The organism is Microbacterium sp. NPDC058021 (assembly GCF_042885955.1).
In the GTDB taxonomy this organism is placed as follows: domain Bacteria; phylum Actinomycetota; class Actinomycetes; order Actinomycetales; family Microbacteriaceae; genus Microbacterium.
Map to the genome: position 1 here is coordinate 201,858 of NZ_JBHVRF010000004.1, position 12,140 is coordinate 213,997.

The 12,140-nt window shown below is 71.1% G+C and carries 10 protein-coding genes; 1 reads left to right on the plus strand and 9 read right to left on the minus strand.

The window, feature by feature from the left end; genetic code table 11:
* Nucleotides 1-28 precede the first annotated feature (28 nt).
* Nucleotides 29-1,042 (minus strand): glycerophosphodiester phosphodiesterase family protein, encoded by a 1,014-nt coding sequence (locus tag ACFVR6_RS10125; protein ID WP_386962181.1) that lies wholly within the window; start codon nt 1,040-1,042, stop codon nt 29-31.
* Between the two features lie 159 nt (nt 1,043-1,201).
* On the opposite strand from ACFVR6_RS10125, the gene ACFVR6_RS10130 reads away from it, so the two are divergent.
* Nucleotides 1,202-2,104, plus strand: coding sequence for a Bax inhibitor-1/YccA family protein (locus ACFVR6_RS10130; protein WP_386962184.1), 903 nt, complete (start codon nt 1,202-1,204; stop codon nt 2,102-2,104).
* Between the two features lie 152 nt (nt 2,105-2,256).
* On the opposite strand, the gene ACFVR6_RS10135 is transcribed toward ACFVR6_RS10130, so the two are convergent.
* The 8 genes from ACFVR6_RS10135 to guaB all read right to left on the minus strand — a co-directional run bounded on the left by ACFVR6_RS10135 (nt 2,257) and on the right by guaB (nt 11,898).
* The gene (locus ACFVR6_RS10135; protein ID WP_386962187.1) at nt 2,257-3,648 is read right to left on the minus strand and encodes a glycosyltransferase; all 1,392 of its coding nucleotides are present in this window, start codon (nt 3,646-3,648) and stop codon (nt 2,257-2,259) included.
* Between the two features lie 375 nt (nt 3,649-4,023).
* The gene (guaA, locus tag ACFVR6_RS10140) at nt 4,024-5,607 is read right to left on the minus strand and encodes a glutamine-hydrolyzing GMP synthase (RefSeq protein WP_386962190.1); all 1,584 of its coding nucleotides are present in this window, start codon (nt 5,605-5,607) and stop codon (nt 4,024-4,026) included.
* A complete protein-coding gene (locus ACFVR6_RS10145; RefSeq protein WP_386962192.1) occupies nt 5,604-6,086 on the minus strand; it encodes a DUF3817 domain-containing protein in 483 nt (160 codons plus the stop codon). The genes guaA and ACFVR6_RS10145 overlap by 4 nt, the downstream gene beginning before the upstream one ends.
* A 5-nt stretch (nt 6,087-6,091) precedes the next feature.
* Nucleotides 6,092-7,000 (minus strand): SURF1 family protein, encoded by a 909-nt coding sequence (locus ACFVR6_RS10150; RefSeq protein WP_386962195.1) that lies wholly within the window; start codon nt 6,998-7,000, stop codon nt 6,092-6,094.
* The gene (locus tag ACFVR6_RS10155) at nt 6,997-8,115 is read right to left on the minus strand and encodes a GuaB3 family IMP dehydrogenase-related protein (protein ID WP_386962857.1); all 1,119 of its coding nucleotides are present in this window, start codon (nt 8,113-8,115) and stop codon (nt 6,997-6,999) included. The genes ACFVR6_RS10150 and ACFVR6_RS10155 overlap by 4 nt, the downstream gene beginning before the upstream one ends.
* A gap of 92 nt (nt 8,116-8,207) precedes the next feature.
* Nucleotides 8,208-8,852 carry a TMEM175 family protein gene (locus tag ACFVR6_RS10160; RefSeq protein WP_386962198.1) on the minus strand — a complete coding sequence of 215 codons (645 nt, stop codon included), beginning with the start codon at nt 8,850-8,852 and terminating at the stop codon, nt 8,208-8,210.
* 75 nt (nt 8,853-8,927) lie between these two features.
* The gene (locus ACFVR6_RS10165; RefSeq protein WP_386962200.1) at nt 8,928-9,932 is read right to left on the minus strand and encodes an ArsR/SmtB family transcription factor; all 1,005 of its coding nucleotides are present in this window, start codon (nt 9,930-9,932) and stop codon (nt 8,928-8,930) included.
* Nucleotides 9,933-10,395: 463 nt separating this feature from the next.
* The gene (gene guaB / locus ACFVR6_RS10170) at nt 10,396-11,898 is read right to left on the minus strand and encodes an IMP dehydrogenase (RefSeq protein WP_386962203.1); all 1,503 of its coding nucleotides are present in this window, start codon (nt 11,896-11,898) and stop codon (nt 10,396-10,398) included.
* Between the last annotated feature and the right edge of the window lie 242 nt (nt 11,899-12,140).

Below are 12,140 nucleotides of genomic sequence, written 5' to 3' on the forward strand. Positions count from 1 at the left end.
TTATGCGGCCCGATCAGCAGAATCGGCGTCAGCGGTCGCGGAAGACCTCGACGCCCAGATCGGGGTGGTCGACGAAGACCCCGTCGACCCCGGCATCCAGCAGCATCTGCCACTCGGCCTCGTAGTCCCCGAACGCGGCCTTGCCGCCGGGACCACGGAACTGGCGCACGAGGAACGCGTTCTCGGGACGCGCCGTCCAGGTGAACACGCGCAGGCCGCGCGCGTGGGCGTCGGCGGTGACCGGCGACGGCCCGTGCGCGTGGCCGAGCTTGTCCGGCGCGAGGATGAGTCGCTTGTCCACGCTGATCCCGTCGACGGCGCCCACGAGCGCGTCCAGGCCCGCAGGGCTCGCCGTCTGCCGGTACGTCGGCGCGGCGGCGCCGTGGGCGGCGAGGAGGTCGAAGGGCCTGCCCGCAGCCTCGAGCAGGTAGATGTAGGAGCCCCGGATGCCGCGACGGCGGAGGTCCGCCAACACGGTCGACTCGAACGACTCCACGATGAGCGGCAAGCGTCCGTCGGCCCATCCGGCGGCGCGCAGCTCGGCGTCGATGATCGCGGCCATGTCCCAGCCGAGCGAGGCGAAGTAGGTGGGGTGCTTGATCTCCAGCACCACCGCGATCTCGCGGCCCTGCGCGAGGGACGCGTCCCCCACGAGGTCGAGCACATCACGCAGGCGCAGCACCGGCTGCTGGTCGTCGAACCCCGCGCTGGCGGGGCGGAGCCGCGGCAGGCGCTCCCGGCACCGCAGTCCGGAGAGCTCCTCCCAGGTGAAGTCCTCGGTGAACCAGCCGGTCAGCTCCACACCGTCGATCGTCTTGGTCGTGCGCCGGTCGGCGTACTCCGGGCGGTCGGCGACATCGGTGGTGGTGGAGATCTCGTTCTCGTGCCGCACCACCAGCACCCCGTCGGCGGAGAGCACGACGTCGGGTTCCACCCCGTCCACCCCGAGCGCGAGCGCGAGCTCGTACGACGACCGGCTGTGCTCCGGGCGGTACCCGGGCGCACCGCGGTGGCCGATGACGAGCGGGCGGGGACGGGGCACTGATCCAGGCTACGCGGCGGGCCCGCCGGGGCGCGGCATCGGGATTTCATTGCTCGCTCTCAGCGATATAGCTCTCCTCACCGCATTTCGGTCGGATACTGTGGAGTGCACACAGCATGGCGCTGTGTCACCAACCCCGACTTTGGAGTGTGAGAGCACGTGGCCCTCAACAATCCCGCATTCGCCAACCCGGCGTTCCAGGAGCAGCGTCCCGGTCTGACGCCGCCCAGCGCGCCGGCTGCGCAGACCTCGTACGCGACCGCCCAGCACCAGGGCGTCGACGTCGCCGCCCAGGCCAACCTGGAAGGCATGTACGCCGCACCGCCCGCCGGCGCGATCGAGACCGACCGCATGACCGTCGAGGACACCGTCCTCAAGACCATCGGCCTGTTCGCGATCCTCCTGGTCACGGCCGTCGTCGGCTGGATCTGGACGCTGTCGACCGTCACGGTCGCCAACCCCACGCCCACTATGATGCCGTGGATCATCGGTGGCCTCGGTGGCTTCGCGCTGTCGATGGCCATCATCTTCGGCTCGCGCAAGAAGATCCGCCCGGGCCTCATCTTCGCCTACGCGGCCTTCGAGGGCCTGTTCGTCGGTGGCATCTCGGCGTTCTTCGAGTTCATCTTCCCCGGCATCGTCATGCAGGCGACGCTGGCGACGCTCGCCGTGGTCGGTGTGACCCTCGCCCTCTTCGCCAGCGGCAAGGTGCGCGCGTCGAAGAAGGCCACCAAGATCTTCATGATCGCGATGGTCGGCTACCTCGTCTTCTCGCTGCTGAACGTCGTGCTGATGCTCGTGGGCGTCATCCCCGGCGACATGATGTTCGGCCTGCACAGCGCCAAGATCGCCGGCATCCCGCTCGGCGTCATCATCGGTCTGCTCGTGGTCGTCATGGCCGCCTACTCGCTGGTGCTGGACTTCGACCAGGTGCAGCAGGGCGTGCGCAACGGCGCTCCCCGCAAGTTCGGCTGGATGGGTGCCTTCGGCATCATGGTCACGGTCGTCTGGCTGTACGTCGAGATCCTGCGCATCCTCGCGATCCTGCGCGGCAGCGAGTAACACCGCGCATTCGTCGGAAAGGGCCGCCCCTCGGGGCGGCCCTTTCCCGTTCCCGCCCCGTCCCCGCCGCGCCGCCGCCGCCGGGCGATGAGACTACAGCGGACGGCCGAGACAATGGGAACTTCCCGATGTCTCGGCCGTCACCTGTGGTCTCACGGGGTGGTGGGGGCGGCGCGACCGGGGCGGGGGGAGGGAGAGGCGAGCGCGGCGGTGACGGCCGCGGCGAGGGAGCGCATCGAGGCGGCGGGGGTCATCGCGGCGGCGGCGGCGCGGGCGGCATCCGACAGCCACGCGCGCACCCCCGGACCGGTCAGCACCGCCGTGAGCGCCCCGGCGAGGGCCTCGACGTCGCCGTCGGGTACGAGCATGCCGCCGCCACGGGCGAGGGTGTCGCGCGGCCCGTAGGGCATGTCGTACGACACCACCGGCACACCGTGGCCGAGGGCCTCGAGCACGACGAGCGGCTGCCCTTCGTTGGTGCTCGTGAGCGCGAACAGGTCCGCCGTCGACCACGCCGCCTCGGGGTCGGAGGTGTGCCCGTGGAGCACCACCGCGTCCCCGATGCCGAGCGATGCCGCCAGCGCCTCCAGCGCGGCGCGTTCTGGCCCGTCGCCGTAGACGTGCAGCTCGGCATGCGGCACCGACGCCCGTACGCGCGCCAGCGCCCGCACGGCGTCGTCCACGCGCTTACGCGTGCTCAGCGTGTTGAGCATGACGATGCGACCGGGCACCGGCTCGTTCGCCAGTCCCGACGGCGCCGGATGCGGCACGACGAACGAGCGGATGCCGCCCCCCACGCGGCGCTGCACGTCAGCCTGCTGGCTGGCGGTGAGCCACAGCACGCCGTCGAACCGATCGGCGACGTCGAGCCACCGCGACCACGCGGCATCCATCGGGGCATCCCACGTATACGGCGCTTGCACGTGGCAGGCGTGAGTGGTGTGCAGCAGTCGGATGTCGGCGTCCAGCGGCGGCGGCGCGTCGGCCACCAGCACCTCACCCACCTGCCGGGCTTCGCAGACCACGACGACGGGCCCCTCGGATGCCGCGGCGAGGGCGTTCAGCCATGCACGGTAGAGCCCGCCGAACCCGGGCAGCCAGCCCGCAGGCGCGGTGCCGTCCGCGCTCCAGACCACCACCGGGGCCTCGCTCAGGTGCCACGCGGGGTCGCCGGCGATCACGGGGAGCTCCAGCACGGTGCGCCCTTCCGCGTCGCGGATGGCGCGGGTGCCGCCTTCGAACGGCGGCGCGGGGAGCGGCAGCGCGGCCGCGCGCAGCCAGGCGGCGTCTGACCGCGCATCGTCGAAGAGGTTGCGGAGGTCGCCGGGGGCCGCCAGCAGCCCCCGGCGCACCCACTCCGCGCGATGCGCGTCGTGGTCGGCCTGGTCGCCGGGATCGACCGTCAGCAGCCGTACCCGCGCGCCCGCGGCACGCATGTCCTGCGCGCGGCGCAGCACCGAAATGGTGAAGCCGCCGTCGCGGTCGGGGATCAGCCGGCTCGCCAGAACCAGGTGCTCGGCGTCGGGAAGGGCGCGATCGGTCATCACTCCATCCTCCCCCACGCCGCCGGGTGTCCCCCGATACCCCGTCGGAATTCAGGCTCACGCGCGCCCGACACCCGGCCCGCGCCTCGCCCGCCCCCGACAGCCTGAATTCCGACAGCCCGAGCCCGCGACCCGCCGGCTGGGTCGCGCGCCCGGGCGGGGCGGCGCCCCGGAAGCGGGGCGGCGCCCACCGAGCGGCGGCGGCCCGGCGCGGAGCGGCGCCCACCCCGACGCCGGGCCCCGTCGGAATTCAGGCTCACCGGCGTCGAAACCCCGCTGTCGCGGCCCGGCGCCGCCCACAGCCTGAATTCCGACAGCGCCGCCCCCGCAAACGACGGATGCCGCGACCCTCAGGCCGCGGCATCCGTCACCGGTTCACTCCCACTCGATGGTCCCCGGGGGCTTGGACGTGACATCCAGCACCACCCGGTTGACCTCGCGCACCTCGTTGGTGATGCGGTTGGAGATCTTCGACAGCACGTCGTACGGCAGGCGCGTCCAGTCCGCCGTCATGGCGTCTTCGCTCGAGACGGGGCGCAGCACGATCGGGTGCCCGTAGGTACGCCCGTCGCCCTGCACGCCCACCGAGCGCACGTCGGCCAGCAGCACGACGGGGCACTGCCAGATCTCGTCGTCCAGGCCCGCCTTGGTCAGCTCTTCGCGGGCGATGGCGTCGGCGTCACGCAGAATCTCGAGACGGTCAGCGGTGACCTCACCGACGATGCGGATGCCGAGACCGGGCCCCGGAAACGGCTGGCGGCCGACGATGACCTCGGGAAGCCCCAGCTCCCGCCCGATCGCGCGCACCTCGTCCTTGAAGAGGGTGCGCAGCGGCTCGACGAGCTCGAACTGCAGATCCTCGGGGAGTCCGCCCACGTTGTGGTGGCTCTTGATGTTGGCGGTGCCGGTGCCGCCACCGGACTCCACCACGTCGGGGTAGAGCGTGCCCTGCACGAGGAAGCGGATCGGCTCGCCGTCGGCCTCGGCCTCGGCGACCAGCGCCGCCTCGGCCTGCTCGAACGAGCGGATGAACTCGCGTCCGATGATCTTGCGCTTCTGCTCGGGGTCGCTGACGCCGGCGAGAGCCGTGAGGAACTGCTCCCGCGCGTCGACGGTGACCAGGCGCACCCCGGTGGAGGCGACGTAATCCTGCTCGACCTGCTCCCGCTCGCCCTTACGCAGCAGACCGTGGTCGACGAAGATGCAGACGAGCTGGTCGCCCACCGCCTCGTGCACGATGGCCGCAGCGACCGCCGAGTCGACGCCGCCGGAGAGCCCGCAGATGACGCGGGAGTCGCCCACCTGGGCGCGGATCTTCGCGACCTGCTCGGCGATGACGTTGCCGCTGTTCCAGTCGGCGGGCAGTCCCGCGGCCTTGTGCAGGAAGTTCTCCAGCACGTCCTGGCCGTGGTCGGAGTGCTTGACCTCGGGATGCCACTGCACGCCGTACATGCGGCGCTCGTCGCTGCCGAACGCGGCCACCGGGGTGGCGGCGGTGGAGGCGAGCACGTCGAAGCCGGCCGGGGCGGCGGCGACCTGGTCGCCGTGGCTCATCCACACGTTCTGCGCCGCGGGCTGGCCGCCCAGCAGCACACCGCCATCGCCCGCGAGCGTGGCATCCGTCGCGCCGTACTCGCGCAGCCCGGTGTTGGCGACCTCGCCGCCGAGGGCCTGCGCCATCACCTGGAATCCGTAGCAGATGCCGAGGGTCGGCACGCCGAGGTCGAAGACCGCGGGGTCCAGCGACGGGGCGCCCGGCTCGTACACCGACGAGGGGCCGCCGGAGAGGATGATCCCCACCGGCTCCTTCTCGGCGATCTCCGCCGCCGTGGCGGTGTGCGGGACGATCTCGCTGTAGACGCCGGCTTCGCGGACGCGGCGGGCGATCAGCTGCGCGTACTGCGCGCCGAAGTCGACGACCAGGACGGGGCGCTGGGACGAGTCGGTCTGCGTGGTCAACGGGTGCCTTCCGTGGCGGGGATGGAATCGGATGCCGTGGCGTCACGCTCGCGCTGGGCGAGGTAGGCCTTCACGTCGCGGGCGACGCGGGTCTCCATGAAGAACGACAGCAGCGGGACGATGCCGCCGCACGCCAGCAGCAGGAATCGCCAGAACGGCCACCGCATGAGGCTCCAGATGCGGAAGCAGGCGAACAGGTACACGACGTAGAACCAGCCGTGGACGATGAGGATCCCCAGCGACAGGTTGAGGCCGTCGCCGGTGGACAGCAGCTCCCCTTCGGGGCCGGGGACGACGGGGGCGAGCCACAGCAGACCGCCGGATCCGCCCGCGAACACCTCGACCGCCAGCGGCGTGTACTTGAGGATCATCTCGGCGCACAGCAGCAGCAGACCCACACCGGTGATGACGGAAGCGATCTGGTAGAAACGCAGGGCCCCGCGGATCGCCGGAAACGAGGCGAGTTTGGGCTGAGGCATGGCCTCTATCCTACCGTCGCCGTACCTGTGCCATCCCCGCGCTCCGGGGTGCCCGCGGCTTCCTCCTCGAGGGCCTCGACCTCCTTCTCCCAGGCGTCGCGACCGAGGCGGTACCACATGTAGAACGCGAAGCCCGCGAACACCGCCCACTCCGCGGCGTAGAAGATGTTCAGCCAGTTGACCGTCGATCCCTCGTCGGGGGCGGGCGAGTGGATCTTCTCCAGCCCGCCGAGCGGCTCGGCGGAGGTGAGGTAGGCCCGGTACACGTCGAGGCCGTCGGTGTCATGCCACTGCCCGAGCAGTGCCGCGGGGGACATGCGGGTCATCGTCTGCGGGTCGGCACCGGCGGGCGGCAGGCCCGGGCCCTCGTCGGAGATGAGCCGGCCGGTGAGGGCGACCGTGGCATCCGGATCGGCGGCGACCGCGGCTTCGAGCTCGTCGACGGCGGCGACGGCTGCGGTGCGCGTCGGGGTCCAGCCCACCGCGACCGCGAGGGACGCCGGCTGGTCGGTGCCGGTGGTGGCGGTGTCCAGCCGCAGCTGGCCGGTCACCCAGTAGCCCTCGTCGCCGTCGTTGAACCGGGATGCCACGATGAGGAAGTCACCGGGGATCCAGCGCCCCGACGCCTGGACCATCTGACCGACGAGCGGCTCGGCGAGGTAGTCGCCGGGCGAGGTGACCTCGGCGAGCGGACGCACCTGCTCGTTCATGCCGGGCGGCGGTGGGTCGGTGTCGATGGCGCTTCCCAGCTGCCACTGCCCCAACCAGGCGAACACGCCCGCGATCACGAGGGCGAGGCCCAGCATGCCGAGCCACCACGGACGCAGCAGGACTTCGCGCAGCGTCGGCGGGAACACCTCGGTCGGCGCGGCGGCCACGGTCACGCCGGCGCCGGAGGGGCTGTGCTCGTTCATCCGCCGGAGTAGGGCGCGACGACGACCTCGACGCGCTGGAACTCCTTGAGGTCCGAGTAGCCGGTGGTCGCCATGGACTTCTTCAGCGCGCCGATGAGGTTCGCGGAGCCGTCGGCGACGGGCGCCGGGCCGTAGAGGACGGACTCGAGGTTGACCTTCTGCTCGACGTGGATGCGGCTCCCGCGCGGGAGCTTGGCGTGGTGCGCCTCGGGACCCCAGTGATAGCCGCGGCCGGGGGCGTCGGTCGCGCGCGCCAGTGCGACGCCGAGCATGACGGCATCCGCCCCCATCGCGAGCGCCTTGACGATGTCGCCGGAGGTGCCGACGCCGCCGTCGGCGATGACGTGCACGTACCGCCCGCCCGACTCGTCGAGGTAGTCGCGGCGTGCGCCGGCGACGTCCGCGACGGCGGTGGCCATGGGTGCGTGGATGCCGAGGGTGGCGCGGGTGGTGGATGCCGCTCCCCCGCCGAACCCGACGAGCACGCCGGCGGCGCCCGTGCGCATGAGGTGCAGGGCCGCGGTGTAGGTGGACGCGCCGCCGACGATGACGGGCACGTCGAGGTCGTAGATGAACTTCTTGAGGTTCAGGGGGGCCTCGACGCTGGACACGTGCTCGGCTGAGACGGTGGTGCCGCGGATGACGAAGAGGTCGACGCCGGCGGCGACGACGGTCTCGTACAGCTGCTGCGTGCGCTGCGGGGTGAGGGCGCCGGCGACGGTGACTCCGGCGGCGCGGATCTCGGCGAGCCGGTCGCGGACGAGTTCGGGCTTGATCGGCTCGGAGTACAGCTCCTGCATGCGCGCCGTGGCTTCGGCGGAGGGCAGCGTCGCGATCTCGGCCAGCAGCGGGTCCGGGTCGTCGTAGCGGGTCCACAGACCCTCGAGGTCGAGCACGCCGAGGCCGCCGAGCTGCCCCAGCATGATGGCCGTCTGCGGGCTCACGACCGAGTCCATCGGAGCGCCGAGCACCGGGATGTCGAACTGGAACGCGTCGATCGTCCAGGCGGTGGACACGTCCTCGGGGTTACGGGTGCGCCGCGACGGCACGACCGCGATGTCGTCGAACGCGTAGGCGCGGCGAGCGCGCTTGGCGCGGCCGATCTCGATCTCCATGCTCACGCCCCCAGCCTACCCGCCCCTCGTTTCCCCGCCGCCGAGTGAGCATTCAGGCCGCCGAGTGAGTATTCGTCGCGCCGAGTGAGCAATCACGCCGTAGGCGCGGCATCCGCTTCTCTCAGCTTCCGCCTCCGGAGGACAAGCGTGAACGGACCGTCGAGGACGAACAGCACAAACGCCCACGAGCCGACCCACGGCGCGAGGACGACGACGACCGCGCTGATCAGCAGCGCGCTGAGCGAGCCGCCACCGAATGCCGCGGCTTGCGCCGGGGAGAGGCTGGGCAGCATCACCTCCGCGCGCCGTGCCATCCACTGCCACTGGATCCAGCTGCACAGGATCGCGAAGAAGAAGCACAGGGGCATGGCCAGCCGGCCCGCGACGAAGTCCGAGTACTCGGTGGTGAGGCTCGTCGCGAACGGCACGAGAACGACGAACAGCAGGCGGCCGTTGTTGAGCCAGATCGCGACGGTGTCCACTCGCTCGATGTACTCGAACTGGCGCACGTGCACGAGCCAGAGCACGCACAGCAGCACGAAGCTGAGGGCGAAGTTCAGGAACAGCGGCGCCATGTCCGACAGCGCCGCCCACATCTGCGCATCGGACCCCATGCCGCCCAGCGAGTGATCGGTGAGGTCGAGCACGAGGAGGGTGGCCGCGATGGCGAACACCCCGTCGGTGAACGCCTCCAGCCGGCGGGTGGACAGCGTCGAGAAAGGTCGGCTACGCCTCACGGGGCCAGGCTAGTGACGCCGTCGCCGGGCTGTAAGAGCCGCCACGCCCGCCGGCATCCGCAAAGCCTGGCGCGTTCAGTGCGCGCTGAGGCTCAGCACCTCGGGCGCCGCGACGCCGTCACCGAGCGCGGTGCGCTGGTAGTACACCTCGCGCCCGCGACGGAAGGAGCGCAGCAGCCCCGCACCGGTGAGCACCCGCAGGTGCTCGCTCGCGGTCGCGGGCGCCACCGTCAACTGCGCCGCCAGATGCGTCGTGGTCATCGGCACGTCGAGCTGGCGCAGCACGTTCGCGCGCGTCGCGCCCATCAGCTGGGACAGCGCCGATTCCTCGCTGTCGTCCCGGCGCTCCCACAGCGCGCCGACACCCCGCGGCGCGTAGGTGAGCGTCGGCATGAACGGCGGCCGGTTGAGGACGAGGGTCCCCGGCCAGGCGAAGACGCACGGCACCAGGATGAGTCCCTGACCCCGCAGCCCGTTCCCGAGCTCGCAGCATTTGCCTGCGATGTCCAGCCCCTCGTCGGTGCGCGTCACCTGCGGGTGCAGCGTGCGCAGCATCTCGTCGAGTCCGCCATGGGAGATGAGCCGTGTGCGGTGCTCGATGTCGGCGATCTGCAGTGCGTGGATCCGACCCCACGCGGGTTGCACCGCGGCGGTCCAGAACCACTCGAGGGCGTCGAGGATGCGTCGTACGCCCGCGGCGGGATCGGCTTCGAACGCGTCGAGCACCGCGATGGATGCCGGGCGTTCGGCGCGTTCGCGCAGCATCACGAGGTCGTCGGTCCACAGTGCGAGGTCCTGCTCCGCGACCCGCGCGCGGGCCACCGCGATCGTCTCGTCCGTCTCGGCCGCCGGGGTGAGAGTGTCGGCGATGAGGCCCGATCGCAGGATGAACGCGCGCAACTGGTCCCATTGGGCGGGGGCTGCGGCATCCTCTCTCATCGCGCGCAGCGTGCGCCGCGCCCACGACCGGTGCAGGGGCGTCTCCCGGATGATCGCACCGACCGCCGCCACCGTCTCCCACCACGGGGACACCACGAAGCGGACCCTCGAGAGGTCAGCCGGCGTGAGCGGAAGCAGCATGCGGCCAGCGTAGACAGGGGATGCGACATCCCCCACGATTCGGCCCACGACGAACCATGGCGCCGCCGACACAGCGCGGGGCGAGATCGAGCCCGATTCGGAGACGGCCGAATCGAGGCGCGGACAGGGCGGCCGGATCACGCTGGTGCCATGTTCCACACACCCCGCCCTCCCCGCTCGGCGACCCCGCCGCGAGACGTCACCGCCGAAGAACCTCGCGGTCATGTGCTGCGCGAGGATCCGATGGCGCGAATGCGCCGTGAACGCGATGAGTTCGCGGCGCGACACAGCCTGGGACCGTTCGGCTGACCGCCGACGCTGGACCTGGCACTCGCGGCACCCCGAGTACTCGCTCGGCGCGACGAATACTCACTCGGCGTGACGGATACTCACTCGCGGGCACGAATACTCACTCGCGGGCACGAATGCTCACTCGGCGGCGGGCAAGGCGCGGGGGAGGCGGCTACTTGCGGTAGTTGGGGGCCTCCACGACGATCTGCACGTCGTGGGGGTGCGACTCCTTAAGCCCGGCGGGGGTGATGCGCACGAACTTGCCGCGCGCTTTGAGTTCCTCGATCGTGCGCGCGCCGACGTAGAACATCGCCTGACGCAGTCCGCCGACCAGCTGGTAGGCCACCGCCGACACCGGACCGCGGTAGGCGACCTGACCCTCGATGCCCTCGGGGATGAGCTTGTCGTCGCTGGGCACGTCGGCCTGGAAGTAGCGGTCCTTCGAGTACGACGTCTTCTTGCCGCGCGTCTGCAGCGCACCGAGCGACCCCATGCCGCGGTACTGCTTGAACTGCTTGCCGCCGACGAAGACGATCTCGCCCGGCGACTCGTCGGTGCCGGCGAACAGCGACCCGATCATGACGCTGTCGGCCCCGGCGACGAGCGCCTTGGCGATGTCACCGGAGTACTGCAGCCCGCCGTCGGCGATCACCGGCACACCGGCCTCGCGGGCGGCGAGGGATGCCTCGTACACCGCGGTCACCTGCGGCACGCCGACGCCGGCCACGACGCGGGTGGTGCAGATCGAGCCCGGTCCGACGCCGACCTTGACGGCATCCACGCCCGCGTCCACGAGCGCCTGGGCACCCTCGCGGGTCGCGACGTTGCCGCCGATGACGTCGATGTGAGCGAACGACGGGTCGGCCTTGATGCGGCGCACCATGTCGATGACGCCCGCGGACTGGCCGTTGGCGGTGTCGACGACGACGACGTCCACGCCCGCGTCCCGCAGCGCCTCGGCGCGCTCCCACGCGTCGCCGAAGAAGCCGATGGCCGCCCCGACGCGCAGGCGCCCCTGGTCGTCCTTGGTCGCGAGCGGGTACTTCTCGCTCTTGTCGAAGTCCTTGATCGTGATGAGACCGGCGAGCTTGCCCTCGTCGTCGATGAGCGGCAGCTTCTCGACGCGGTGGTGGGCGAACAGCGCAATGACGTCCGCGGCGCCGATGCCCACCTTGCCGGTGATGAGCCCCTCACTCGTCATGACGTCGCGCACCTTGGTGGTCAGCCGGTCGCTGCCGGTGACGAAGCGCATGTCGCGGTTGGTGATGATGCCCACCAGGCGCCCGTCGGCGTCGACGACGGGAAGCCCCGAGATGCGGTACTGCGCGCACATCGCGTCGACTTCCTCGATCGTGGCATCCGGAGTCGTCGTGATCGGATCGGTGATCATCCCCGACTCGCTGCGCTTGACGCGATCGACCATCGCGGCCTGATCGGCGATGGAGAGGTTGCGGTGGATGATGCCGAGGCCGCCTTCGCGGGCGATGGCGATCGCCATGCGCGCTTCGGTGACGGTGTCCATCGCCGCGGCGATCAGCGGCGTCGCGACCGTGATGCGGCGCGTCACGCGCGAGGACGTGTCGGCCTCACTGGGGATGACGTCGGTGTGCCCGGGCAGCAGCAGGACGTCGTCATAGGTCAGTCCGACGAAGCCGAAGGGGTCGTTGTGCTCCATAGATGTGTCTCCTGCGCGCGCGGCGCGTACTCGAGTGACGACGACGGCCGGCGCAGTGCGGCGCCTCTTGACGATTCTAAGCGCCCGCGCGCGCCGTTCATTCCCGCGCGCGTACCGCATGCGCCGACGCGCCGGGTTCCGCCGCGCCGCGAAGAAGGGGACGCAAACGTACGGTAGGCGAAACAGAACCGACACATTACGCTCATACCGTCGTACATCGAGGCTGATGTCGAACCCGCGCT